Origin of the sequence: Mesorhizobium sp. M7A.F.Ce.TU.012.03.2.1, from assembly GCF_004006095.1 — a bacterium.
GTDB lineage: Bacteria > Pseudomonadota > Alphaproteobacteria > Rhizobiales > Rhizobiaceae > Mesorhizobium.
In genome coordinates this window covers 3,468,492-3,491,560 of the sequence record NZ_CP034779.1, presented here as the reverse complement: position 1 = coordinate 3,491,560, position 23,069 = coordinate 3,468,492, and the positions used below count along the sequence as shown (strand labels likewise).

Annotated in this window: 26 protein-coding genes; 12 read left to right on the top strand and 14 right to left on the bottom strand. The window is 62.3% G+C overall.

Annotated elements, in window-relative coordinates:
• Positions 1 to 16: 16 nt before the first annotated feature.
• On the bottom strand, positions 17 to 409 hold the full coding sequence (locus EJ079_RS16895) for a nuclear transport factor 2 family protein (protein WP_127809565.1): 393 nt from the start codon (positions 407 to 409) through the stop codon (positions 17 to 19).
• 1 nt (position 410) lies between these two features.
• Complete coding sequence (locus EJ079_RS16890) at positions 411 to 1,295, bottom strand: NAD(P)-binding domain-containing protein (protein ID WP_127809564.1); 885 nt, start codon at positions 1,293 to 1,295, stop codon at positions 411 to 413.
• Between the two features lie 129 nt (positions 1,296 to 1,424).
• On the opposite strand from EJ079_RS16890, the gene EJ079_RS16885 reads away from it, so the two are divergent.
• Entirely contained in the window at positions 1,425 to 1,778 is a 354-nt protein-coding gene (locus EJ079_RS16885) for a winged helix-turn-helix transcriptional regulator (RefSeq protein ID WP_127270482.1), read from the top strand.
• A gap of 82 nt (positions 1,779 to 1,860) precedes the next feature.
• Here the strand turns inward: EJ079_RS16885 and EJ079_RS16880 are convergent, their stop codons facing one another.
• On the bottom strand, positions 1,861 to 2,115 hold the full coding sequence (locus EJ079_RS16880) for a DUF1127 domain-containing protein (protein WP_127398419.1): 255 nt from the start codon (positions 2,113 to 2,115) through the stop codon (positions 1,861 to 1,863).
• 230 nt (positions 2,116 to 2,345) lie between these two features.
• On the opposite strand from EJ079_RS16880, the gene EJ079_RS16875 reads away from it, so the two are divergent.
• Positions 2,346 to 3,854 carry a winged helix-turn-helix domain-containing tetratricopeptide repeat protein gene (locus tag EJ079_RS16875; protein ID WP_127809563.1) on the top strand — a complete coding sequence of 503 codons (1,509 nt, stop codon included), beginning with the start codon at positions 2,346 to 2,348 and terminating at the stop codon, positions 3,852 to 3,854.
• A 50-nt stretch (positions 3,855 to 3,904) separates the two neighbouring features.
• On the opposite strand, the gene EJ079_RS16870 is transcribed toward EJ079_RS16875, so the two are convergent.
• Positions 3,905 to 4,444, bottom strand: coding sequence for a CGNR zinc finger domain-containing protein (locus EJ079_RS16870; protein WP_245481681.1), 540 nt, complete (start codon positions 4,442 to 4,444; stop codon positions 3,905 to 3,907).
• Between the two features lie 174 nt (positions 4,445 to 4,618).
• Between EJ079_RS16870 and EJ079_RS16865 the strand changes: the two genes are divergently transcribed.
• Positions 4,619 to 5,527 (top strand): alpha/beta hydrolase, encoded by a 909-nt coding sequence (locus tag EJ079_RS16865; protein WP_127319675.1) that lies wholly within the window; start codon positions 4,619 to 4,621, stop codon positions 5,525 to 5,527.
• A 10-nt stretch (positions 5,528 to 5,537) separates the two neighbouring features.
• Here EJ079_RS16865 and EJ079_RS16860 read toward each other — a convergent pair whose 3' ends face one another.
• Positions 5,538 to 6,464, bottom strand: coding sequence for a DMT family transporter (locus EJ079_RS16860; RefSeq protein WP_127809562.1), 927 nt, complete (start codon positions 6,462 to 6,464; stop codon positions 5,538 to 5,540).
• Between the two features lie 285 nt (positions 6,465 to 6,749).
• Here EJ079_RS16860 and EJ079_RS16850 point away from each other — a divergent pair, with 285 nt between their 5' ends.
• Positions 6,750 to 7,559 (top strand): MBL fold metallo-hydrolase, encoded by an 810-nt coding sequence (locus tag EJ079_RS16850; protein ID WP_127809561.1) that lies wholly within the window; start codon positions 6,750 to 6,752, stop codon positions 7,557 to 7,559.
• Positions 7,560 to 7,619: 60 nt separating this feature from the next.
• Here EJ079_RS16850 and EJ079_RS16845 read toward each other — a convergent pair whose 3' ends face one another.
• A complete protein-coding gene (locus EJ079_RS16845; protein ID WP_127809560.1) occupies positions 7,620 to 8,225 on the bottom strand; it encodes an NADPH-dependent FMN reductase in 606 nt (201 codons plus the stop codon).
• A gap of 89 nt (positions 8,226 to 8,314) precedes the next feature.
• Here EJ079_RS16845 and EJ079_RS16840 point away from each other — a divergent pair, with 89 nt between their 5' ends.
• The gene (locus tag EJ079_RS16840) at positions 8,315 to 8,683 is read left to right on the top strand and encodes a helix-turn-helix domain-containing protein (protein WP_164781857.1); all 369 of its coding nucleotides are present in this window, start codon (positions 8,315 to 8,317) and stop codon (positions 8,681 to 8,683) included.
• A 150-nt stretch (positions 8,684 to 8,833) separates the two neighbouring features.
• On the opposite strand, the gene EJ079_RS16835 is transcribed toward EJ079_RS16840, so the two are convergent.
• The 3 genes from EJ079_RS16835 to EJ079_RS16820 form a co-directional block, all read right to left on the bottom strand.
• A complete protein-coding gene (locus tag EJ079_RS16835) occupies positions 8,834 to 9,037 on the bottom strand; it encodes a hypothetical protein (RefSeq protein WP_127271958.1) in 204 nt (67 codons plus the stop codon).
• Positions 9,038 to 9,153: 116 nt separating this feature from the next.
• Positions 9,154 to 9,549 carry an acyl-CoA thioesterase gene (locus EJ079_RS16830; protein WP_023809765.1) on the bottom strand — a complete coding sequence of 132 codons (396 nt, stop codon included), beginning with the start codon at positions 9,547 to 9,549 and terminating at the stop codon, positions 9,154 to 9,156.
• A gap of 312 nt (positions 9,550 to 9,861) precedes the next feature.
• A complete protein-coding gene (locus EJ079_RS16820; protein WP_127809558.1) occupies positions 9,862 to 10,803 on the bottom strand; it encodes a phosphoribosylaminoimidazolesuccinocarboxamide synthase in 942 nt (313 codons plus the stop codon).
• 204 nt (positions 10,804 to 11,007) lie between these two features.
• Between EJ079_RS16820 and EJ079_RS16815 the strand changes: the two genes are divergently transcribed.
• Genes EJ079_RS16815 through EJ079_RS16805 form a run of 3 tightly spaced genes read left to right on the top strand, consistent with a single transcriptional unit; the run spans position 11,008 to position 14,746 of the window.
• Positions 11,008 to 12,624, top strand: coding sequence for a GMC family oxidoreductase N-terminal domain-containing protein (locus tag EJ079_RS16815; protein ID WP_127809557.1), 1,617 nt, complete (start codon positions 11,008 to 11,010; stop codon positions 12,622 to 12,624).
• Entirely contained in the window at positions 12,621 to 13,832 is a 1,212-nt protein-coding gene (locus tag EJ079_RS16810; protein WP_127809556.1) for a mandelate racemase/muconate lactonizing enzyme family protein, read from the top strand. The genes EJ079_RS16815 and EJ079_RS16810 overlap by 4 nt, the downstream gene beginning before the upstream one ends.
• Positions 13,829 to 14,746 (top strand): NAD(P)-dependent oxidoreductase, encoded by a 918-nt coding sequence (locus EJ079_RS16805; RefSeq protein ID WP_127809555.1) that lies wholly within the window; start codon positions 13,829 to 13,831, stop codon positions 14,744 to 14,746. The genes EJ079_RS16810 and EJ079_RS16805 overlap by 4 nt, the downstream gene beginning before the upstream one ends.
• Positions 14,747 to 14,825: 79 nt before the next feature.
• Here the strand turns inward: EJ079_RS16805 and EJ079_RS16800 are convergent, their stop codons facing one another.
• Positions 14,826 to 15,764, bottom strand: coding sequence for a diacylglycerol kinase family protein (locus EJ079_RS16800; RefSeq protein WP_127809554.1), 939 nt, complete (start codon positions 15,762 to 15,764; stop codon positions 14,826 to 14,828).
• Between the two features lie 718 nt (positions 15,765 to 16,482).
• Between EJ079_RS16800 and EJ079_RS16795 the strand changes: the two genes are divergently transcribed.
• The 3 genes from EJ079_RS16795 (at position 16,483) to EJ079_RS16785 (ending at position 18,725) form a co-directional block, all read left to right on the top strand.
• Positions 16,483 to 16,917, top strand: coding sequence for a hypothetical protein (locus EJ079_RS16795; protein ID WP_127268292.1), 435 nt, complete (start codon positions 16,483 to 16,485; stop codon positions 16,915 to 16,917).
• 6 nt (positions 16,918 to 16,923) lie between these two features.
• Complete coding sequence (locus EJ079_RS16790; protein ID WP_127809553.1) at positions 16,924 to 18,054, top strand: hypothetical protein; 1,131 nt, start codon at positions 16,924 to 16,926, stop codon at positions 18,052 to 18,054.
• Positions 18,055 to 18,203: 149 nt separating this feature from the next.
• The gene (locus EJ079_RS16785) at positions 18,204 to 18,725 is read left to right on the top strand and encodes a hypothetical protein (protein WP_013530041.1); all 522 of its coding nucleotides are present in this window, start codon (positions 18,204 to 18,206) and stop codon (positions 18,723 to 18,725) included.
• Between the two features lie 27 nt (positions 18,726 to 18,752).
• Here EJ079_RS16785 and EJ079_RS16780 read toward each other — a convergent pair whose 3' ends face one another.
• From EJ079_RS16780 to EJ079_RS16765, 4 genes are all read right to left on the bottom strand, one after another.
• Positions 18,753 to 19,283 carry a dihydrofolate reductase family protein gene (locus tag EJ079_RS16780; protein ID WP_127809552.1) on the bottom strand — a complete coding sequence of 177 codons (531 nt, stop codon included), beginning with the start codon at positions 19,281 to 19,283 and terminating at the stop codon, positions 18,753 to 18,755.
• 95 nt (positions 19,284 to 19,378) lie between these two features.
• On the bottom strand, positions 19,379 to 20,011 hold the full coding sequence (locus EJ079_RS16775; RefSeq protein ID WP_127809551.1) for a hypothetical protein: 633 nt from the start codon (positions 20,009 to 20,011) through the stop codon (positions 19,379 to 19,381).
• A gap of 15 nt (positions 20,012 to 20,026) precedes the next feature.
• A complete protein-coding gene (locus tag EJ079_RS16770; RefSeq protein WP_127809550.1) occupies positions 20,027 to 21,649 on the bottom strand; it encodes an FAD-binding oxidoreductase in 1,623 nt (540 codons plus the stop codon).
• Between the two features lie 232 nt (positions 21,650 to 21,881).
• Positions 21,882 to 22,124, bottom strand: a complete 243-nt coding sequence (locus tag EJ079_RS16765; protein WP_013530037.1) for a DUF1344 domain-containing protein — start codon at positions 22,122 to 22,124, stop codon at positions 21,882 to 21,884.
• A 443-nt stretch (positions 22,125 to 22,567) separates the two neighbouring features.
• On the opposite strand from EJ079_RS16765, the gene EJ079_RS16760 reads away from it, so the two are divergent.
• The gene (locus EJ079_RS16760) at positions 22,568 to 23,062 is read left to right on the top strand and encodes a DUF2314 domain-containing protein (protein ID WP_027039359.1); all 495 of its coding nucleotides are present in this window, start codon (positions 22,568 to 22,570) and stop codon (positions 23,060 to 23,062) included.
• The last annotated feature ends 7 nt before the right edge of the window (positions 23,063 to 23,069 follow it).

Sequence of the window (23,069 nt, the reverse complement as noted above, 5' to 3'; positions counted from 1 at the left end):
GTCAGCTTTTGACCGGTTAGCTGACGCCGCCCTCTGCCAGAGATCGAGCTGGTTTCAACAAACCGAAGAAGCCAATGATGCGCGTTATCCGTTTCTGCTCCTCATCCAGAAAAGCGATGTCCAGGCCCTCGGGCAAAGACGAACCGTCAGGCATCACAAACTTCCACGCGAAGCGCGCAACGCCGTGATGAACATCCACGTTGCTGGTCCGCAGAATGCATGCACCCGGATACTTGCTCTGAATTCCTGCAATGTGGGCTAGAAGTTCTTCGGCACCAACGGCGTGAACGGTTGGATCGGTATACGTCGCGCCATCGCTCAAGATCGATAACAGCGACGCCCGCCGCTTCTCGGCGTTTTCGGTGGACCACGATGCACAATACTTATCGATGAGATGCGTCAAAGGCATGCTACTTCCCTGTCGCCAGAAATTGCGAGAGCGCGGCGAAATCATCGTGCAGGTGGCCCGCCGCTATGGCCCGTTTGAATATCGCATCATAACCATCGACTATTGAACGGTCGATTTCGCGGAACTGCATCAACTCCAATAGATGCTGCATTGCGCCGTGGTGCGCCGAGATCGACGAGAGCGTTTCGTTATCGCTGGCAAATCGGCCAGCGCTCGTCCGCTTGATGAGGTCGGTCACCAGGCCGTCAATGACCGGCGCCGTCGCGGACCACTGCCGCGCCAGTTCACCGAGTTCGATCTCTTCGGCCTGCGACACGGCGATCGCATGGAGCGTCCCGAACAGAGCGCCCCACATGATAGCCAGTAGTGCGCTATCGAGCCCGTTCGCACGCCCTGGTTCTTCGCCAACATGCTGAACATTGCCACCCAAAGCGCGAAACACATCGCGGTTCGTGTCGAAAGCCGCCCTTGGCCCGGCAAGCAGGATGGTTCCGGCGTCCGTGCCGATATAATCCGGCGTCGCCATGATCGCGCCATCAAGGTAGCTTGCGCCGTGCTCCCTATACCAATCAGCGGCTTCCCGTGCGCCATTTGGCGTCCCGGAAGTCAACTCCACGATCAGCTTGCCGCGAATGGCTGAGGCGATGGCGTCACTGTGGAGAAGCGCTTTTGTCACCTCATAGTCGCTGACATTCACAATGATGATCTCGCCTGCGTTCACGGCTTCCTCCACGGAGGAGGCGACGATTGCGCCCAGCCTGGCGAGTGGATCGGTCTTCTGTCTGGTTCTGTTCCAGACAGTCGTCGGATATCCCGACTGAAGCAGGCTGCCGGCGAGCGCCGAGCCCATACGGCCCGTTCCAATAACCGTGATTGAAAGCTTCATTCCACACTCCATATCAATTGGCGGCGTCAGACCGCGTTTTGCTGTGATCGTCTTGAGAGGTATGTCAAAACGAGCGGCGCGCGATACGCACCCGGGCGTAAGTGGTCACCAGAAGGTAAGGAACGCGCGATGAACAATTCCGCGGACAATGGCTTTGCAGCGGCCGTCAGGATGGTCGAAGGAAAGTGGAAAGTAGATATCCTTTGCGAGCTCGGAACGGCGTCGCGCAGATTTGGTCGATTGAAGCAGGCGCTCTCTGGCATCAGTGAAAAGATGCTGGCGCAACAATTGCGAGAACTGGAGGCGGACGGCCTTGTCGACCGCAAGGTCTTTTCCGTGGTTCCAGCGAAGGTAGTCTATTCGCTGACAGAACGCGGCGCGGCGCTCAACGCAGCAGCAGGTTCACTATGTCTGTGGGCCGAGCAATTCGGCCTGCCCGGCTGCACTCAGATTACCAATGGCGTACATATGGATGCCCTCTGATGCATATCGCCCAAAGCGACCTCGGTTTGGGCGCCCATCGCGAGGCGGTGCGCTGACGCCCGACGCAATTGCGGCATTCGCTCTATCGTTCCCAGAAGGGCTTGGCGATCTCTCCCTCGACCTGCTGTATCGTCAGGCCGATATCGTCGATCAGATGCGGATTGTCCTTCGACATCTGCCTGAGTTGCCAGCGAAAGCGTATCCGTTCGCGCCAGATCCGATCGTGCCAACTCGCTATGATGCTTCGCAGGGTCTTCAGGAGCCGGCGCGATGCCGGCCGCACGGGCGTTCCCGCTCGCGCTGCACAACGCTGGGCTGATGCAAGTGTATTGGTCATGGCAACCTCCATATGGTTTGAGGGCCTGGGGCTCTCGATGAGGTTGAATTCTGCGCGATACGGACGGCGCCGTAATTAAGCCCTCCCAAATAGTTCTCAAAACTTCCAAACGAGCTAGAGCAGTTCACCGGCTCACGGAACCGGCAAACTACTCTAACCCTTTGTTTTGACGCAATTCCGAACAGAAAACCGCTTCACACTTTTCCTGGAATTGCTCTATAGATGCGCCTATGCAGGGATCGCGTTTTGCCTTTGGTCCGTTCGTGCTTGATCCGGGTGCGGGAACGCTGCTTCGGAACGACGTCCCCGTTGCCGTTGGCTATCGCGGGCTGAGCCTGCTTGCAGCACTCGTCGGGCGGCCCGGTGAAATCTTGGGGAAGGCCGAGTTGATGGACGCTGCATGGCCGGGCACGGCCGTGGAGGAAGGCAACCTCACCGTCCAGATCGCGCAGTTGCGCAAGCTGCTTGGTCCTGTCGGCGAGAACGGCGAATGGATATCCACCGTTCCGCGCGTCGGCTACCGTTTCACGGGGGCCGTCGAACAGCTCGGCGAGGCCAAGCGAAAACCCTTGCCGCTGCCCGACAAACCATCGATAGCCGTGCTGCCCTTCGTCAATTTCAGCAACGATCCCGAGCAGGATTCCTTCGTGGACGGGTTGACCGAAGACCTCATCACCGACCTGTCCAGGATCTCCGGCCTGTTCGTCATTGCCCGCAACTCGACCTTTGCCTATAAGGGAAAAGCGATGGACGTGCGCGAGATCGCCGGGGATCTTGGCGTGCGCTACCTGCTGGAAGGCAGCGCACGACGCGCCGCGGGGCGCGTGCGCATCAACGCACAGCTGGTCGACGCGGTGAGCGGCGATCATCTGTGGGCGGAACGCTTCGATCGCGGCCTGGAGGATATCTTTGCCGTTCAGGACGAGGTGACGGCCAAGATCGTGGAAGCGCTGCTTGGCCGGCTGCGCGCGCCGCCGCCGCGCAATCGGCCGCGAAATCTGGAGGCCTATGACCTCTGCGTGCGGGCGCGCAAGCTGATCGACGACTCGCCGCAGATGGCGCAGGAAGCGCATCTGATGCTGACGCGCGCGGTGTCGCTCGATCCTGATTACGCCGAGCCCTATCGCTGGCTTGCCATGAACCACTGGATGGGACAGGTGCATTGGGGCGGACCAACCGAGGCTGCCCGCAGCGTTGCCCTGGAGCTGGCGCGCAAGGCCGTGGCGATCGATCCCAACGATGCCGGCTGTCGCTGGATCCTGGCTTATCTGCTTGCCTATGAGCGCAGTTTCACTGAAGCGGATGCGGAATTCGCCAAGGCGATCGAGCTCGACCCGAACGAGGCCGACACCTGGGCGGCATTGTCCGACATCGCCGTCCTGTCCGGCCGGGTCGAAGAGGGCCTCGAGCACATCAGCAAGGCGTTCCGGCTGAACCCGTTTCCAGCGAGCTGGTACTATCTGACGCTCGGCCAGGCGCAATATGCGGCGCGCGACTACCAAGCCGCTATCGAGACGTTGCGCCGTGACGAGACCTATCGCACAAGCTCACGCCGTTTCCTGGCCGCAAGCCTGGCCCAACTCGGCCGGCTCGACGAGGCGCGCGCGGAGGCCGAGCTGTTTCTCGTCGGCAACCCGCATTTCACAACCCATCACTGGGCGACGACCGAGCCATTCCGCGACGCCGCTACGCTCGAGCATTTCGTCGATGGTTTTCGCAAGGCCGGTCTTCCGGAGTGACGCGCCGGTATTCGGCCTGCCCGCAGCAAAACGACGTGGCTAACCCGGGTCTAGGCATGGGCATGATCTCGGTGGCGCGAGACCTTCTCGCGGTTGCCGCAGGTGCGCATGCTGCACCAGCGCCGCTTGCCGCCTCGCGACGTATCGAGGAAAAGCCAGCCACAGCGAGGGCAGGAATGCAGCCTGTCGCGCGGCAGGGTGAAGAACGCTTCAATGGACAGCATGGCCAGCAAGGCGGTGACGGCGTCCGGGTCCCGCCACCGGGCAAGGGCAAGCTTCGGCCTGGTGCCATCCAGTTCGATAGAGCCGGCGGCAAGCGAGCTTGCCGTGCGCGAGAACAACAAACCGAGCGGTTCGACCGCAGACGGTTTGCCCGCGGCGATTGGCTCGAAAACCTGAAATGACGCCTCCCGCATTTCGCGGACACCTTCCACGAACCGCCCGTCCGCTATCTCGGCAACGGCCTGCGCCTGGCGATCGTCGGCAAGCCCTGAGGCGCTGAACCAGTTCGCAACATCCCGGACGGATTTGAAGAGTTCATTGTCTGCTGCCGGCACCCGCCGGTCGAACACGGCGTTCGACAGGTCCAAGGCGGGATGCCCGCCTATGAAGTGATCCGGCACCCATTCGGTGTATGCATCGCCCATGGAACATAACCTCATCAACCGCATTATACGGTTACATGATGTAACCACTATCACAGGGATATGTGGTGTCAAACCCATAGCGCCGCCAGGTCGGCGCGGACCACTGGGAGAGAGAGGATGTGCAGCAATCGTTACAAGACCTACCACGAAACCATCAATGTCGACGGCCTCGACATCTTCTACCGTCATGCCGGCGACCCCGGCAGACCGGCAATCCTGCTGCTGCACGGATATCCGACTTCGTCGCACGTCTATCGCAATGTCATCGAACCGCTGGCGGAAACAGCCTATGTGGTGGCGCCGGACCTGCCCGGTTTCGGCTTTTCGTCCGCCCCTTCCATCGATGCCTATGACTACACGTTCGAGAACCTGGCCAACACGATCGAAGCCTTCGTCGAGGCCCTCGGCATGCAGCGATTCTTCCTCTACATCACCGACTTCGGCACGCCTGTCGGCTACCATCTCGCCACACGGCAGCCGGATCGCATCCTCGGCCTGATCGCGCAGGACAGCAATGCTCATGACGAGGGGCTGGGACCGGAATGGGACGCGCCGAAGGCATTCTTCGCCGAACCGACTGAAGAAAACCGCGCCAAACTGCCGGACTGGATGAATTTCGAGGGGACCCGAAATCAATATATCGGCGGTCTCCCCGAGCGTCTGAAGGTGTTGTTTCCGCCCGAGGGTTGGTATCTCGATACGGAGCGCCTGGCGAGGCCCGGCAACACCGACATTCAGTTCGAACTCTTCACCGATTATGGCTCGCACATCGCGCGCTTCCCGGCCATCCAAGCCTATCTCCGCGACCAACAGCCAGCATGCCTCGTGCTGTGGGGACGGCACGACGCCTTCTTCGCGCTGGACGAGATCATGGCCTACAGCCGCGACCTCGACGCAGTCGAAATCCATGTCTTTGAGAGCGGACACATGCTTCTCGAAACGCATCATCGCCAATGCGCGGCTCTCATCGCTCACTTCATCCACGAGGTGGAGACTGGGGTCTTTCGCGAACCTGCAGGGCGCTGAACGTCGGCGCTCAAACCGCCATTTCGATGGGTTCGGCAAGCCTGGGATTGGCTCGCGCCGCGATCAGGCAGCCGGCGACGATCAGGCATGCTCCGGTCAAGGTGGTCCAGGTCGCCTCCTCGCCGAAGAAGAACCAGCCGAGCGCGACCGCCCAGATGAAGGCCGAGTATTCCGTCGGGATCAGATATTGCGCTTCGGCGCGGGCGTAGGACCAACTCATCAGGAACTGCCCGGCAAGCGACAGCACCGTCACCCCGGCCAAAGGAAGCCAAAGATTACTCGGCAGGGCGACGGCGAGCCAGGGTGCCGCGAGGCCGAGCAGGATGGCAACGCAAAGGTTCTGGAACAGCATGATCTCGATCGGCTTGGCCAACTGCGCCTGTTGCCGGGCGAGGATGAGATTGTAGCCGTAGAACACCGTCGATACGAGCACCGCCGCCGTGCCGAGCATGGCATCTTGCGAATAGTCTGACTGCCCGAACTGGCCGGCCATGATGATGGCGACGCCGGCAATGCCGGCCAGCGATGCCCAGACAGCCTGGCGCCGAATCCGTTCGCCCAGCAGTAGCGCGGCGAGAAACAGGGCAAACAAGGGCGCCACGAAACTGAGCCCGATCGCCTCCGCGAGCGGCAGCCTGGCCAAGCCCCAGAAGAAGGATATCAGGACGACGCCGACAACCGCGGCACGCAGCGCATGCAGCCTCAGCACCGGAACGGTTGGCTTTAAGCGCGGTCCCGCCAGCCAGGCCGCGCCCGCGACCACGGTCGCGACCATGCTGCGCCACAGCAAGGTGTTGTAGACGCCGACCGCGATGACCAGGATCTTCATCGCTGCATCCATCCCGGACAGCAGGAAGATCGCCAGCGCGCATACGAGCACCGGGATCATCGGGGAAACGGCGCCGGTCAGGCTGGATGTCTTCACGGCTTCACTCATGTGACGGATTGCAGCCGGATATATCAGGGCAAAGGGCGCGACCAGATGGCAGTCCCGTCGATGTAGCAGTCCAACCCCGATTGGCGTCGTGTTCGCGGCTTTCGCGACATCCGGATATCAGCACCATACCGACGAGTTGGACGAGGCAGACCGCCTCGCCGACTGCATCATCCGGTCACGGCAGGCGACGCACGCACACATGGCATAGATCGAATTGACGGGGCGGGTTGCCGACGCGGCTGGCCCGTCGCATGTTGTCGATTGTTTACAGACGGATCGGAAAAAATGCGCCGCATAGCTTCAGGCGACCTTTATCAGACCTACGATCTTGGTGACTTGCGCATCACCTCCTTGCGCGATGGCTATGTCGACATGCCGATCGGACGGCTTCGGCAACGCGGCGACAAGCCATTTGGCGATGAATTGCCGCAACAAGTCGCGTTGGTTGCTGGTCAACTCAGGCTTTCCGTCAATGCCTTCGCGATTGACGATGGAAACGGGATCATCCTGATCGACACCGGCGCCTCGAACGCCTGGCATCCCACCATGGGCCGACTTCCCGAGGCGCTGGACGAAGCCGGCATCGATGCCGGACGAGTCCGTACCGTCTGCTTCACCCACACGCATCTCGACCACATCCATGGTCTTGTGCTTGCCGACGGCCGCGACGCTTTCCCGCGCCTGGCGCGCTTGCTCGTTCCCGGGGAAGAACTCGGCTTTTTTCGCGCCGAAGCGCGGCTCGAACGATTTCACGGCATGGCAGAAGCCTTCGAAGCCGGAGACCGTATCGGGACACATGTCGACATTGTCGACGCTCATGGCCATGAAGCGGGACATAGCTGCTTTTGCGTTTCGAGCGGCGGCGAACGCGTTCTGATTTGGGGTGACACCGTTCACGTCCCATCGCTTCAGTTCGATCGACCTGAGGTGACGTGGGAATTCGACGCCGATCAGGACCAGGCGCGCGAAAGCCGGTTGCGGTTGCTGGCGCTTGCAGCCGACGAACATTGTTTCGTTGCCGGCGCGCATCTGGATTCGCCCGGCATCGGCCGCGTCGTCCGATCCGGCGCCAGCTTTCAATTCGAGCCGCTATAATCGAAAAAGGGCGACGCAAGCGCCGCCCTGGATCCTTGGGAGGATAATTCGAATTGGCGGTCAGGCCGCCTTGACTTCGTCGGCAACGGCGTCGGCTTGACGCGCTGCCTTGAGCACCTTGGCCCACCACGCAACATCGTTGACCAGCGCGGTGGCGGCCTGGTTCAGATGCTCGAGGTCTTCCAGCTTCTTCTCGCCCTGGCGGACGGCGAGGAAATCGCCCCAGGCGATATGGACGGCCGACTTGACCGGCGCCATCTGCAATTCGACGGCATACAGTCTAAGCTGTTCGACGGCACGCGAGCCGCCGACGCTGCCATAACCGACGAAGCCGGCCGACTTCTTGTTCCATTCATTGGCGGCGTAGTCGATGGCGTTCTTCAGCACGGCCGTCGGGCCATGATTGTATTCGGCGGCGGTGAAGATGAAGCCGTCGAATTCGGCGACCTTCTTCTGCCAGCGCTGTGCCACTTCGTTCTGCGACGGCGCCCAGGCGGAGGATGCGACCTCGTCGAAGAACGGCAGCGGGAAGTCGCGCAGGTCGACGACCTCGACATCGATGTCGGCATGCGACTTGGCGATCTTGGCGATCCACTGGGTTGGCACATCGGCGAAACGAGCGGCGCGCGTCGATCCGACGACGATGGCAATTTTGGGTTTGGACATAAGGGCTCTCCTTGCACGAAGTACTGGTATCATTTGGATACCTGCGCTATATGAGATACTGGAAACGCGATGCACAAGAAGGCACTTTTTTGTTACCGAGGCACCCACACCGCTCCGAAGACTGCCGCGCCATCTCGGAAATCCTGCAGCGCGTCGGCGACAAATGGACCGTTCTGGTCGTCGGCAAGCTGGGCGACGGACCGCTGCGTTTCAACGAATTGCGCGCTGCCGTCGGCGGCATCTCGCAGAAGATGCTGACCACCACCTTGCGCGGGCTGGAGCGTGACGGCTTCGTCACCCGCACCGTGTTTCCAACCATTCCACCGCGCGTCGATTATGAGCTGACCGAGCTCGGCCACGAGCTGCTGATCCCCGTCAGCGCACTGAGCGAATGGGCGCGCGCGAACACCATGCGCGTCAAGGCTGCGCGCGAAAAATTCGACGGCACGCACGCCTGAAACCCTTGCACCGCAAGGGATCCAGCCCGGCACGCAACATCCGGCTTGTCTGATCGGAAATTCTATCTCGGCTGTGCGGATCGTTGCCCGGATGCACGCGCCGTGTCGGCTGGCGGATTGCCGCTCATTCCGTCTCCTGACGGCTGCCGCTCAGGCTCCTGATGCGCGGACATCGCATCGCGCGGCGCCACAGCTATCACACCGTGCGCCCTGCTTGCCGGGAGCCTGTTCCCCATGCGTGCAGGCACTGCGCGAGATATCTTCCTTCACCTCCGCGTAGGCGGTCACGCCGAGCAGGCAGGTCGTCGCGACCAGGGCTGCCACGAGCCAACCGTTCAGCAGATGTTGACGCATTGTCTCTCCTCCGATTGCAGCAGGATCGGGCTTGGAGGCAACCATCGGATGTCGCGAAACGTGTCTCCCCGGAGAGGCATGTTACAAATGACCAAGCGTGGGAAAAACGGCTCGCGTCAGCTTTCGGCAGGAACCGCTTTCGGCTTGCCCTCGCCATCCAGCGCCACCATGACGAAATCGGCATGGGTGACCTTCTCCATCAGGTCGGAGAGGTAGCGCTGCGCCCAGGCTTCGACCTTGAGCGTCATCGAGGTGCGGCCGACGCGCTCGACATGGGTGTAGATGCACAGCGTGTCGCCGATCTTCATCGGCTTGGCGAAGGACATTTCCTTGACCGCCGCCGTCACCACGCGGCCCTTGGCGCGCTCGGCGGCGCGGATGCCGCAGGCCAGGTCCATCTGCGCCATCACCCAGCCGCCGAAAATGTCGCCGGCCGCATTGGCGTCCGAAGGCATGGCCAGGGTGCGCAGCGTCAGATCGCCAAGCGGCCGTCCTTCAGCGTAGTGCACCATGCGAGAAATCCTTGTGAGGTGATGATCATCGATCCGTATCGCCGCTGCAGGATCAGGTCAACGCGCCGCAGCTGCTGTTTCCTGGCCTCCATGGCCATAGGCTAACCCTGGCATTCGCGCGGTTGTGCCTGATTTTCAGCGGCTTCGGGTTTTGGAGGGGGCTTCCCCCACTCCGTCGCTGCTTCGCAGCGCCACCCCAAGCTCGCGCCCTTCCTCTACCCCGTCGATCGGGGGAGAGGTGGCGAGCGAAGCTCGACGGAGTGGGGTCGACTGCGCGGCTTAAGACCAGGCGTTAGCTGAGAGGGGCACCTCTCAAAAATAACCTGCAAGGTTAGCTCTGATGCGATCCAGCACCGTATCCCCGGAAACATCGGGCACGAATTCCTTGCCCGTGATCGCCTCATAAGCCTGCGCGTAAACCCGCGAAGCCTGTTCGACGATCTCGTCGGGTATCTCTGGAATCGGGTCGTTGTAGGGATCGCAGCGCGCCGAGACCCATGAGCGGATGAAATCCTTGTCAAAACTCTCCGGCCGGCTGCCGTCGGCAAGCGCCTGTCCGTAACTCGACGCGATCCAGTACCGGCTGCTGTCGGGCGTGTGGATTTCGTCGGCAAGAATGATGGTCCCGTCCTTGTCGGTGCCGAATTCGTATTTCGTGTCGGCCAGGATCAGGCCGCGCTCAGTGGCGCGCTGCTGGCCGCGGGCGAACAGCCGCAAGGCGTAGTCCGATACGGTATCCCACTGCGCCTGCGTGAGAAGACCCTGCTCGAGAATCTCGGCTTTGGACAGCGGTTCGTCATGGCCGCCATGCGCGGCCTTGCTGGTCGGCGTGATGATCGGCTCCGCCAGTCTTTCATTGTCGCGCAGGCCATCCGGCAGGCGGATGCCATACATGTCGCGGTCACCGCGCTTGTAGCGCGTCAGGATCGAGGTGCTGGTGGTTCCGGCCAGATAGCCACGCACGACGATCTCGACCGGCAGGATGTCGAGCCTTGTGCCGACGACGACGTTCGGGTCGGGGTATTCGAGAACATGGTTCGGGCAGATGTCGGCGGTTTCCTCGAACCAGTAGCGCGCCGTCTGAGTAAGGATCTCGCCCTTGCAGGGGATCGACGTCAGGATGGTGTCGAAGGCACTGAGCCGGTCGGTGGCGATGATGATGCGCCGGCCATCCGCAAGGTCATAGTTCTCGCGGACCTTGCCGCTGTAGTGGCCCGGCAGTTCGGGAATGAACGCGTCAGGAAGGGTCCGCATATGATTTCCTGCCTTCCGCAAGGTGGCCGATCCCATCGCATAAGCTGTCGCCCCGGTGCATATCAAGCGCGATTGTCGGGTATCCCCGCAAACCCGGCCAGTTCGGCGGTCGCTTTTTTCACAACTGATGCCGGAAGGCGCGGCGACTTGGGAGCGCCGCCGCGTCTAGGCTGCAGCCAATTTTCCGGAGCCGCCCGCATCATCATGCAGACCTATGATTTCATCATCGTCGGCTCCGGCTCGGCCGGCTCGGTCCTGGCCGAAAAACTCTCGGCCTCGGGACGCTTCTCGGTGCTGGTGCTGGAGGCCGGCGGCACCGACCGCCGCTTCTACGTCCAGATGCCGCTCGGCTACGGCAAGACCTTCTTCGATCCCGACGTCAACTGGAACTACAAGGCCGAGCCGGATCCGGGCCTCGCCGGCAATGCCGATCACTGGCCGCGCGGCAAGCTGCTCGGCGGTTCGAGCTCGATCAACGCCATGGTCTGGATCAGGGGCGCGCGCGAGGATTTCGATGCCTGGGCAGCCGCCGGCAATCCCGGCTGGGGCTATGACGATCTGCTGCCCACCTTCAAGGCGCTCGAGGACAACCAGGCCGGCGCCGACCGATGGCGCGGTGTCGGCGGCCCGCTGCATGTCACAGACTGTTCTAACGCCGTCCACCCGCTGACCAGGCGCTATCTCGCCGCCGGCCAGCAGGCCGGCCTGCCGCTCAACCCGGATTTCAACGGCGCCGCCCAGGAGGGCGTCGGCATCTACCAGATCTCGACCCGCGATGGCCGCCGCATGTCGGCGGCGCGCGCTTTCCTGCGCCCGGCGATGAAGCGCGGGAATGTCCGCGTCGAGATGAAGGCGCTGGCGACAAAAATCCTGTTCGAGGGCAAGCGTGCCGTCGGCGTCGAATACCAGCAGAACGGCGAGATGAAGACGGCGCGTGCCGGCCGCGAAATCATCCTGTCGGGCGGTTCGGTCAACTCGCCGCAATTGCTGCAGCTGTCCGGCGTCGGCCCTTCCGCGCTACTGAAGGGCCTGGGCATTCCGATCGTCCACGGCAACGAGAATGTCGGCGCGCATCTGCAGGACCATGTCGGCATCAACTACACCTTCAAGGGCAAGCTGCCGACGCTCAACCAGACGCTGCGTCCCTGGTGGGGCAAGCTGCTGGTCGGCATGCAGTACATCCTGACCCGCTCCGGCCCGCTGTCGCTGTCGATGAACAATGCCGGCGGCTTCTTCCGCACCGACCCTACGGCGACGCGGCCCAACATGCAGCTCTATTTCCAGGCCTTCTCGACCGTCATTCCCAAGAGCGGCGAGCGCCCCATCCTGACGCCGGACCCATGGCCGGGCTTTTCCATCGGCCTATCCAACTGCCGCCCGTCGAGCCGTGGCGAGATCATGATCCGCTCGGCCAATCCGCGCGACTACCCCAAGATAACGGCCAATGCCTACTCCACCAATGCCGATGTCGAGGAGATGCTGGCAGCGGTGAAATTCGTGCGCAAGATCGCCTCGATGCCCGCCATGGCCGAGATCATCGAGGAAGAGGTCCTGCCCGGTCCCTCGATCACCTCCGATGCCGATCTGGTCCAGGATTTCCGGAAGCGCTCGGGCACCGTATATCATCCGGTCTCGACCTGCCGCATGGGGCCGGATCCCGCGCGCGCCGTCGTCAACCCGCGCCTCAAGGTGCATGGTCTGGAAGGTTTGCGCGTCATCGATGCCTCGATCTTTCCCGACAACATCACCGGCAACACCAACGCCGCCTCGATCATGACCGGTTGGAAAGGCGCCGAACTGGTTCTGGAGGACCAAGAATGAAGATCACCGACGTCAAGACCTGGGTTGTCGGCAATCCGCCGCCCGGCATCGGCGGCAAGTATTTCATCTTCGTCAAGCTGACCACCGACGGCGGCGTCGTCGGCTATGGCGAGGCCTACAACGCCACCTTCTCGGCCCATGTTACCGCCCGGATGGTCGAGGACATGGCCGAGCGCTATCTCATCGGCCGCGACCCGCACGACATCGAGAATTTCTTCCGCCGCGCCTATTCCTCCGGCTTCACCCAGCGCCCCGATGTGTCCGGCATGGGCTGCTTCTCGGCGCTGGAAATGGCCTGCTGGGACATTATCGGCAAGGAAGCCGACAAGCCGGTCTATAAACTGCTCGGCGGCCAAGTGCACGAAACGCTGCGTTCCTACACCTATCTCTATCCGCACAGCGGCAGCGTCCATTCCGAGGATGTGCACGGCAAGAACGTCTACAACGATCCAGATCTCGCCGCTGCCTGCGCGCTCGAATATGTCGAGCAGGGTTTCAATGCCGTCAAGCTCGACCCCGCCGGCCCCTACACCGCCTTCGACGGTCATCAGCCGCGCCTCGTCGATATCGACCTGTCCACCCGCATGATCAAGGCGATCCGCGAGGCGGTCGGCACCCGCGCCGACATCCTGTTCGGCACGCACGGCCAGTTCACAGCGTCCGGCGCGCTGCGCATGGCGCGCGCCATCGAACCCTACGATCCCTTGTGGTTCGAGGAGCCGGTGCCACCTGATATGCCTGAGGTCATGGCCCAAGTGGCCCGCGCGACCTCGATCCCGATCGCCACCGGCGAGCGGCTGACGACCAAGTTCGAGTTCGCCCGCGTCATCGAGAACCGCGCCGCGACCATCCTGCAGCCGGACCTCGGCCGCTCCGGCGGCATCCTCGAGACCAAGAAGATCGCGGCGATGGCCGAGGCCTACCACATCCAGATCGCACCGCATTGCTATTGCGGACCGATCGTGGGTGCGGCCAACATCCAACTGGCGGTGACGCTGCCCAACTTCCTCATCCTCGAATCGCTGAAGCAGTGGGACGGTTTCCACGCCACGCTGCTGAAGAAAAAGATCGAGTGGCAGGACGGCAATGTCATCCCGTCGAAGGAGCCCGGCCTCGGCGTCGAGCTCAACGAGGCGGTCTGCGAAGCACACCCTTACACGGGCAAGGACCTGCATCTGCAGATGATGCAGACGCCGCTGATGCCGTGAACGAAAGCTACGCCTTTATCGGCCTTGGCCATCTCGGCGGCAACCTTGCCGCCAGCCTGGTCCGCAACGGCTTTGCCGTCACCGTCTTCGACCGCGATCCCGCGGCCGTCGAACGCTTGGTGGCGCTCGGGGCCACAGCGGCAAGCAGCCCCGCCGAGGCCGCCGCACGGGCCGGCAACGCAATCTCCTGCCTGCCCTCTCCGAAGGTGAGCGAAGCCGTGCTGGCGGGCGCCGATGGTCTGCTGGAGGGCCTGCCCGCAGGCGGCACCTGGATCGAGATGTCGACCAACGGCCGCGACGAAATTACCCGCCTCGCCGCCGTCGCCTCGGCCAGGGGCGTCGAGACGCTGGAATGCCCGGTCACCGGTGGCGTGCACCTGGCGGCGGCCGGAAAGATCACGGCGCTGGTCGGCGGCGATCCTGCGCTCTACGAGCGTCATCGACCGGCCATCGAGGCGATGTGCGCAAAATCGTTCCTGATGGGTCCGGTCGGCTCGGCGGCGGTGATCAAGGTGATCACCAACATGCTCGCCTTCATCCATCTCGTTGCCGCCGGCGAAGCGCTGATGCTGGCCAAAAAGGGCGGGCTTGACCTCGCCCAATCCTACCACGCCATATCAGCCTCCTCCGGCAACAGCTTCGTCCACGAGACCGAAAGCCAGCTCATCCTCAACGGCTCCTACGACATCGGCTTCACCATGGACCTGGCGCTGAAGGACCTCGGCTTCGCGCTCGCCATCGGCGAGCAGTCCGGCGTGCCGCTTGAGCTGGCATCGCACGTCAACGCCATTTTTCAGCAAGGCAAGGCCGCCTATGGCGGCGGCGCCTGGTCGACCCAGATCGTCAAACTGTTGGAAGATGCCGTCGGCACCGACCTGCGCGCACCTGGTTTTCCGGCCAAGCTCGAACTCTGACGCCGGCTGGATATCAAACGATTTCAGGGCGTTGGCTGGATCGGCGGATCCATCTGAATCAATCTGTCAACGGCTTGATTCAGTATCTGAGCGTCAATGCACCGGGCAGGATCTCGAAGGTCGCGGGTATGCGTCCCAGCGACTCGCCGTCTATGTCGACCAGCGCGCCGTTCTTCTCTAAATCGCCGAGCGGTTCGACCACCACTTTCCTGCCGCGCAGGATGGTGATCGCAGGATGATTGCGATGCCGGCCGCCATAGAGCAGCCGGATGTCCCAGATCAGCTTCAGCTTGCCGGCCGCGCGCAGGATGACGATGTCGAACTGCCCGTCGGTCAGTTCCGCATCCGGCGCGATCATCATGCCGCCGCCGAAGAACTTTCCGTTTGCCACCGCCACCAGCGCCATGCGCGCTTCGACGGGGACGCCGTCGTCGACCGTTATGCTGACCTCCTGGAAGCGGTAGCGGATGAACTCGACCACGGTGCGCCACAGGAACAGCGCCTTGGCCGACATCCTGCCCTTGCGCTTGTCGGCATTGACGGCGCGGTCAGTGGCGCCGGAAAGCCCCAGGCTGGCGATGTTGATGAAATGCCGGCTGGCCAGCGCGCCGTGATCGTCGACGTAGCAGATGCGTCCGGCATCGACCTTGCGGGGCTTGGCTTCGGCGATCCGCTTCAGCACGGCATCGACCTTTTTCGGCAGACCTAGCCCACGCGCGAAATCGATGCCGGTGCCGCATGGCAAGAGCCCAAGCTCGGTGGTCCGGCCGCTTTCCCTGGCCGCTTGCAGCAGCCCGTCGGCCACTTCGCTGGCGGTGCCGTCGCCGCCGGCCGCGATCACCAGGTCGAAGCCAATCATCGCGAGATCGATTGCCAGCCTTTCGGCGTCGCCTTCCGCTTGCGTCTCGCGCAGTTCGAATTCGCCGAAATGCTTTTTCAGCGACACGGCGACATCAGGCCAATGCCGTTTCAGCCGGCCCCCACCGGCAATCGGGTTGAGAACCACTCCAACTTTCAAGCAACCCTCCCGCAAGGATTCGAGGCGCTCGGCGCCTCGAATCCTTTGCCGGCATTGAAGACCGCACCGGGCGGCAGGGCAAGGCCGAATGTCCGCCGATGACGCCCATCGTGGCGGACAGGAAAATTTCGCTGTCCCAGCTTGATCCCCGATAATCCCGTTATCCACAGGCCTCCGGCCATTCCCCAGGACCCTTACCCGGCGTACGTTAAACCCATCTCAGGCGGCTACCGATCATCAAGCCGAAAGGCGAAGTGAAAGGCGGATTTCCTGAGGCCCGTACGGCCCGAAGCGAGAGCAGGCTTGCCTGTTTCGAGGGACGGAGCCGAGACCTACGGGGCCGCGGAAAGCGTGCCAACGCCTACGGCGGACCGATGCTGCCATGAAGGACGGCAAAAACCTTCGATGGTGCGCAGGGCAAAGCCCGCAAGGGTGGAGACCGGCGTGGTCCCGAACGGACGCTGCTCTCGGGTGGCGGACTGGCAGGACCGTCAAAATCAAGGCCGGCAAGGCGCGACGACTTTACGGAAGTTGCTGCCGCGACCGTGTCCTGATCTGACAGGGAGGCGCTGGGAGAAATCCCGGCGCCGACTGCCTTTTTGCCCCTCGATATCCTTCGCCGGCGATCTCGCGGGCGCCGCTTCACCGCGCGCCAAAATCAGTTAGTATCCCAGCGTCAGAGTCTGTTTTCAGGCGGACTCTTCGAGGGGGACACTTCATGACGCTCATCCAGAAGCTTGCCGTCGCCTATGCCTTCCTGTTCTTCGGCGTCGTCGCCATCGGCTACATACCGGCGTTCAACGACGCCGACGGCAATCTGTTCGGCCTGTTCTCGCTGCAATGGTATGACGACCTGCTGCACGCCTTCTCCGGCGTCTGGGCTCTGGCCGCCGCCTTCATCTCGCACCGCCAGGCGGTGTTCTATTTCAAGCTGTTCGGTTCGGTCTACCTGTTCGACGGCGTGCTCGGGCTGATCACCGGTTCCGGCTGCCTCGATGCCGGTATCTTCATCAACGGCTTCCGCTCCCTCAACGATATCGAATTCCCGGCCCGCTTCTTCGCCAACCTGCCGCACCTCGTCATTGGTGGCTTCGCCGTCTATGTCGGCTTCCGGCTGGCCAGGCGCATACACGAACACTTCGCCACGGCCTGACTGGCCATGTTCCTGTTCCGCTGGCTGAAGCGCATCATCAAGACGATCCTCTGGCTGATCGTCCTTGTCATGCTCATCCCGATCGCCGGGCTGAGCTACGGCTTCCTGACGACGCCGTCGCTCGACAAGACGCCGCTGCCCGGAATTGCCGATGGCGCGCCGCCCAAGGCGCTGGCCGACAAGGTTCGCGCCGAGATCCCAGGCTACCAGCGGCCGGAGGAATCGACCTTCCTCACCTATCCGGAATGGGCGATCGTCTACGCCGCGCGCGAATATGCCGGCTTCGTCGACAAGGACCAGCCGAGCGGCTTCCCCTACTGGTCCTATGTCGGCCGCTTCTGGCAGGACTACGCCATGGTCATCCGCGCCAGTTCTCCCTACAAGTTCAACTACGCCAACCACCAGATGCTGGTCATCATCGGCACCAGCCACTCGATCGAGCATATATTGCAGTGGGCCTATGAGAACACGGTCGGCCGCATCACCGAGGCGACGACGGCAAAGCGCACCGCCGCCGACATCTATCAGGCCAAGGTGGCGGCGGACTATGCAGGGTTTCTCGACCAGGTGCCCTGGTATCAGTTCCCCTATGCCGACAAGCGCGCCGGCCTGTTTGCCGTGCAGCCGGCGCCGGGCGACAGCTCGATCCGGACCAGCGAACGCAAGCTGGCGTTCGGCCTCGCCGACACCATCAAGCAGGGCTATGCCGACCTGATCAAAAAGGCCCTCGCCGCCACGATGGACCCCGCCTTGCTCGACATCCATGTCTGGGCCAAGGGACCCGTCGGCGAAGCCACCCGCAACGAGCCCGACACCTTGCTCGAACGCGACATGGGCGCTGACGGCACCATCTTCGTCACCAGGCGCTATCAGGTCTTCACCGAAATGATCCCGCGCCTGATCGACAAGGGCGTCTCCTTCGTCGAGATCGGCGGCAATGACGAGATCATGGTCACCGTGCTCTCCACCGATACGATCGCCATCCCCGAAGGCATGCGCATCCTGTTCAGCTATCCGCTGCCGGCCGACCCGGCGATGCGCCGCACCGGTATGATCGTCGCCGTGCGCAAGCTGCATCTCGTGCTGCCGGCGCTGATCAAGGCCGGCGCCAGGCTTGAACACGTCTACGACTACTGAGGCCTTTCGGCCACGCCCGGCCAGGATCATGCATTTCCTGCGCTCCGCCACGCCCATTCCACAATCGCGGCCAAATCCCGCCTTGTTCGCGCGCGAAGGAATGGGAAGAAATGAATGGGCTGCCGGGGGCATCTCGAAGGGACAAGACCGTGATCAAGACCGCCCTTGTCGCCATGACCATTGTCGGCTGCGACTGCGACGCCAAGCTTTGCGAATATATCGGCGAGACGCCGGCCAAATGGTCGACCGTCGCCGAGTGCGAAGCGGCGATGAAGAGCCAGATGCTGCACGAGCGCAATTTCAATTATCCGCTCGTCTCCGGCATCTGCCGCACGAAGGGTTCGTCGTCCTCCTCGCAACTGGCCGCGACCGCATCGCGCCCGGAACTGAAGCCCGCCAGCCGGGTTGTCAGGACCGAAAGCCCATTGCCGCCTGAATTGAGCCACCGGCCAAGCGTCTCGGTCGGTTCGCCGACGACGGCCATGGAAGCCGATGCCGCCCGGCCCGTCGCCTATGAACAGGTGGTCGATGGCGGAACCGGTGTGCTCTATCGCACCAAGAACGGCTACGCCGTGGTCAAGACCGATCTCGGCCGCGCCGCCTCGGCAACCGCCGACGCCGCGAAACGCTCCGTGAACTGGCTGGCCGGATTGATGCCGAAAGGGCTTTAGGCCCGCCGGCGTTTGACGACCGCGTGATCAGGCAGGCACATAGGTCAACCTGATCACGTCGTCGCCTATCAGATCGCTGGCCACGAAGCGAAGCGGTGGCCGGGGGCCGGCGAAGAATGGCTTGCCCTGACCAAGCACGAACGGGTGGAAATAGAGTTGGTACGCATCGATAAGACCAAGGTCGGTCAGGCTTCGTGCCAGGTCCGGTCCGGAAACTGAAATCTCCCCGACGAGCTCAGCCTTAAGCCCACCTATCACCGCCTCGACGTCGTCCGCGACAAGTGTGGCGTTGGGGCCGACCGACTTCAGCGAGCGCGACACAACCCATTTCGGTTGGTTCCGCCACGCCGCCGCGAATTCGTGCGCCTCCGCGCTCCACTCAGGATGGTCTTCGTCCCAATAGCGCATGACCTCGTACATGCCGCGACCGTAAACACTGCCGCTCAAATTGCGCACTTGCTCCATCCAGTGACGAAAGATTGTCGGGCCTGACGGCATCTTCTGGTGGTCGACGTAACCGTCGAGGGACTGGTTCATTCTGAAAATGAGCTTCGCCATGCTGCAGGATCTCCACATCCGGATCGTTAGAATAACTTGAGCCGCCGTTACGCAAAAGTGTGGATCCCAACCGAAATTCAAACCGGGACACGACCCTAGTCCCGCTGCAACTTGACTTTCAGGCTCTGCCAGAACTTGTCGACCAGCGGCTTTTCGGTCGCTGCATCCTCACCGGCAATGCGGGTGATGAACAGCAGCCCCCGATCGGCAAGACCGACGCCGACGATCTCGAAATCGGCGGTGTCGGTGCGTGTCTTCACCTCGGCGTGGATGCCGGTCAATTCCTTGCCGTCGGCGAGTTTGCGCGTGGTCGGCTCCTGCGTCAGCGTGGCGCCGGCCTGCACCGATTCCTTGGTCATCTCCTGCAGCATCAGCTGGTTGAGCGACACCGGATTCATCGCGCCATATTCCTGCACCACGACGATCGTGCCGAGAGCCGACGCCATCAGATACTGCGTGATATCATCGCCGATGTCGGTCTTGGTCACCGAAATGTTGCTGGGGTGAACGAAGGAGAAGACGCTGCCGGAAAAGGTGGCGAAGTCGTTGCGCTCGAGCGTCACCTTGCTCCGCTTGCCGCCAGGCAGGGTCACGTCTGCGCTCTCGCCGGGATCGATATCGACCGTCACACCATCGATGGTCAGCTTGAAGGCCTTGAGATCCTCGGCTCCGGCAGGGCCAGCGCACAGCGCGATGAGGATGAGTGCCGCGGCTGATACCTTGCGCATGAAGTCTCCTAAAGTCTACGCCACCCCGCTCAGCGCCTTGATGGCACGGGAGAAGGTCGAGGAAAACAGTTCCGTCGGGTCATACTGCCGCTTCGCCGCCAGGAAGGCCGGCAGTTCGGGATAGGAGGCCAGCAATTCCCTGGCCGTGTAATGCAGCTGGTAAGGCAGGAAGAAGCGCCCGCCATGCTTGATCGTCACGTCGATCAGCGCCCGCGTCAGCGCCCGCATCCTGGCATTGCCGTCGGCATCGGTCGGCTGGTTGATGTAGAGCACCAGCGAATAGGCCGGCTCCGGCGCGTAGGTCAGCGCCACATCCTCCTTGTGGACGATGCGCACCGAAGCATTGAGCACCGGCAGCGTCTGGTTGCGCAGGATCTCGCGCGCTTCCGCGATGAATTCGACATAGGCGGCACGTGGAATAAAATATTCGTGCAGGATGTCGGTTTCCTCCATCCGATCGTTGAAGAGATAGGGCACCGAATCGTGCATCGGGTTGTTGCGGGTGACGAGACAAGCCTCGCCCTCGGCCATGGCTGAGGTGCGCGCCACCGTGCAGCTTTCGAATTTCGGCTCCAGGGTCTTTTCGGTGAACCACTTCAACTCCTGGAACAGGCTGCCCCATTTCGCCAGGTTGATGATCACCCGCTTCAACCCGACTGAACCCGGCTCGCCGATCTCAGGCTGATCCGCCGGCGGCTGCTCCGCCACCTTGTCATAACGGTAGACGATCATGTCCTCGAGGAAATTGCCGGGCGCCGTCGACAGATGACCGTAGAACAGGCCGATCTCCTTGTTCGGCTCCAGCACCTCGGCGAAGAATTTCGGAAAATCGTCCGATCTGATGATTTCGCGCGAGGTCCGGTAGACGACGTTGTCGACGACATCGAGCGTCGCCTCCAGCACCACGCCGAACAGGCCGTAGCCGCCCACGACGTGCCGGAACAGATCGGTGTTCTCGGTCGGCGAGCAGGTGGTCACCGAGCCGTCAGCCAGCATCACTCGCATCGAGCGGATCGAGCCCGCCACCGAGCCTGCCTGGTGGTCCATTCCGTGCGCATTGACCGACAGTGAGCCGCCGACCGAGAAGATGTCGGTCGACTGCATCGCCTTCACCGCTAAGCGCGGATGCAGAAGGTTCTGGATGTCGTGCCAGCGCGCGCCCGGCTGCAAGGTCATGGTCTTGGCCGCCGCATCGACGGTGACTTTGTTGAACTTTCTGAGGTCGAGCACCAGCGCGTTGTCGTCGAAGGCATGCCCGCCCATCGAATGGCGGATGGCGGCCAGTGAGACTTTCAGGCCATTGGCACGCGCGAAGGCCAGCGCATTGCCGATGTGCTCGTCCTCGCTGATCTCGACGACGCCGTAAACCGGCGTCATCGACAGGCCGCTGGCATCGTTGATGTCGCCGCCTTTTGCCGACCAGGGCAGCGACGCGTCGAAGGCCGGCGCATTGTCCAGCGGCTTCAGAGGCAGCGCGAAGCCGTCTATATCGGCTATCCGTCCTGCGTTCTTCGGCCCCGAAGGCGCGCGCGCCAGCCGCGCCACCGTGTTGCCGCCCCACAGCACCGCGCCGCCGACGACAGCCGCACCCAGCAGCAACCGCCGCGACAGGCGAAACCCTTTTTGTTCGTCGGCCATGATATCCCCCGTTGGCCAAGGGATAGCGCGGCTTTTTGGCAAAAACCATAGCGATGCCGCCGGACAGCATTCCGCCGGCCGGCCCTGGGGTCCAGCCGGAAGACCTTATCCAGGTCGCCCGGCATCGAGAGCCGACGGATGAAAATGGCCGATCCCCGGAGGGACCGGCCATGAGTGGAACAGGGCTTGTAAAATCCGGTCAGCAGGTCTGCCGACGCACGATGTTCTCGCCTTACGAGGCCTTCTTGATCGACGTCACGATGCCGGTCTTGTCATCGACAGTCACAGCCACCTTGGCGCCGACCTTCAGTTTCCCGATCGTCGCCTCCGGCGACAGCTGGTAGATCTTGCCGTCGTCGAGGGTGATCGACTTGGTCGTCGGGTCGACGGCCTGGATGGTGCCCTGAACGGTCGCGGCATAGGCGGTGCCGAGGAAGGCGAGCAGAGCGGCGGTGGTTGCGAGGGTCTTCTTCATTGGTAAGCACTCCGTGCTGTTTCACTTTCCGGACCGCCGCCTTGGGAAACGACAGCACCGGACGGCTTGAAACTGGAACGGAAAGCGCTCCCTCCGCAAATCACGTTGGGTGAATTTTCGCAAACAATATCATAGGCTTAATTCCGACATATTGTCTGCGGCCAAGATTATTTCAGGCCGCTTCGGCTCCCCCAATGGCGCACTTCTGTCCACGAAAAGAGTCGTTTAGCCTAGATGTGGCGGGCGGTTTCGATCACGGCGCGGCCGCCGCAATCCGTCTCGGGCGGCATCACGAAACAGACTGCCGACCGGTCTTCGGTACACATTTTGTTTCATGGATCAGTTCAAAACCGCCACTCCAAAGCGGATCAGAACTCGCGCTCCGGTTGCAAATCGGGAACGGATGCAGGATGGTGCGTCGTTACGATGAAGGGGGGCCTTCCATGAAGCTTGCAGTCCGGGCCATGATATCCCTGATGCTCGCGCTTGCTCCGGGATCGGCCGGCGCACAAGGCGCGGATTCGGGCGACGACAAAACGGTTATGTTTGCCAGGGACGATCCCGAGATGGCGGTAGCGACTGCGAAGGCGCATGCCAGCTTGGATGAGTTCCTGGCCCTGGCCGAAGCACCGCCCTCGGGCACGGACAGGTTCAAATTGAAGGTCGAGGTGCGCGATGGGAATGTCCGCGAGCACTTCTGGGTCATCCCGTTCCGCCGCACGGAAACCGGCTTCGTCGGCATATTGGCAAACCAGCCGGAGGCAGTGCGCAATGTCGTCCTCGGCCAGAATATAGAATTCACCAGGGACGATGTTTCCGACTGGGGATACAGACGCGACGGGCGGCAAGTCGGCAGCTTCACCGTCTGTGTGATGTTCAAGAGAATGTCAAAGGATGAAGCGGACTATATGCGTGACAACTCCGGTTACGATTGTTGATCGTATG

Excerpts from the sequence above, each read along its gene's own strand:
- EJ079_RS16815 (WP_127809557.1), top strand. The coding sequence starts at position 11,008 with ATGCAGACCTATGATTTCATCATCGTCGGCTCCGGCTCGGCCGGCTCG.
- EJ079_RS16775 (WP_127809551.1), bottom strand. The coding sequence starts at position 20,011 with ATGCGCAAGGTATCAGCCGCGGCACTCATCCTCATCGCGCTGTGCGCT.
- EJ079_RS16830 (WP_023809765.1), bottom strand. The coding sequence starts at position 9,549 with ATGGTGCACTACGCTGAAGGACGGCCGCTTGGCGATCTGACGCTGCGC.
- EJ079_RS16765 (WP_013530037.1), bottom strand. The coding sequence starts at position 22,124 with ATGAAGAAGACCCTCGCAACCACCGCCGCTCTGCTCGCCTTCCTCGGC.
- EJ079_RS16845 (WP_127809560.1), bottom strand. The coding sequence starts at position 8,225 with ATGTCCAAACCCAAAATTGCCATCGTCGTCGGATCGACGCGCGCCGCT.
- EJ079_RS16760 (WP_027039359.1), top strand. The coding sequence starts at position 22,568 with ATGAAGCTTGCAGTCCGGGCCATGATATCCCTGATGCTCGCGCTTGCT.
- EJ079_RS16860 (WP_127809562.1), bottom strand. The coding sequence starts at position 6,464 with ATGAGTGAAGCCGTGAAGACATCCAGCCTGACCGGCGCCGTTTCCCCG.
- EJ079_RS16835 (WP_127271958.1), bottom strand. The coding sequence starts at position 9,037 with ATGCGTCAACATCTGCTGAACGGTTGGCTCGTGGCAGCCCTGGTCGCG.
- EJ079_RS16875 (WP_127809563.1), top strand. The coding sequence starts at position 2,346 with ATGCAGGGATCGCGTTTTGCCTTTGGTCCGTTCGTGCTTGATCCGGGT.
- EJ079_RS16895 (WP_127809565.1), bottom strand. The coding sequence starts at position 409 with ATGCCTTTGACGCATCTCATCGATAAGTATTGTGCATCGTGGTCCACC.
- EJ079_RS16770 (WP_127809550.1), bottom strand. The coding sequence starts at position 21,649 with ATGGCCGACGAACAAAAAGGGTTTCGCCTGTCGCGGCGGTTGCTGCTG.
- EJ079_RS16885 (WP_127270482.1), top strand. The coding sequence starts at position 1,425 with ATGAACAATTCCGCGGACAATGGCTTTGCAGCGGCCGTCAGGATGGTC.
- EJ079_RS16880 (WP_127398419.1), bottom strand. The coding sequence starts at position 2,115 with ATGACCAATACACTTGCATCAGCCCAGCGTTGTGCAGCGCGAGCGGGA.
- EJ079_RS16810 (WP_127809556.1), top strand. The coding sequence starts at position 12,621 with ATGAAGATCACCGACGTCAAGACCTGGGTTGTCGGCAATCCGCCGCCC.
- EJ079_RS16790 (WP_127809553.1), top strand. The coding sequence starts at position 16,924 with ATGTTCCTGTTCCGCTGGCTGAAGCGCATCATCAAGACGATCCTCTGG.
- EJ079_RS16780 (WP_127809552.1), bottom strand. The coding sequence starts at position 19,283 with ATGGCGAAGCTCATTTTCAGAATGAACCAGTCCCTCGACGGTTACGTC.
- EJ079_RS16890 (WP_127809564.1), bottom strand. The coding sequence starts at position 1,295 with ATGAAGCTTTCAATCACGGTTATTGGAACGGGCCGTATGGGCTCGGCG.
- EJ079_RS16850 (WP_127809561.1), top strand. The coding sequence starts at position 6,750 with ATGCGCCGCATAGCTTCAGGCGACCTTTATCAGACCTACGATCTTGGT.
- EJ079_RS16865 (WP_127319675.1), top strand. The coding sequence starts at position 4,619 with ATGTGCAGCAATCGTTACAAGACCTACCACGAAACCATCAATGTCGAC.
- EJ079_RS16795 (WP_127268292.1), top strand. The coding sequence starts at position 16,483 with ATGACGCTCATCCAGAAGCTTGCCGTCGCCTATGCCTTCCTGTTCTTC.
- EJ079_RS16820 (WP_127809558.1), bottom strand. The coding sequence starts at position 10,803 with ATGCGGACCCTTCCTGACGCGTTCATTCCCGAACTGCCGGGCCACTAC.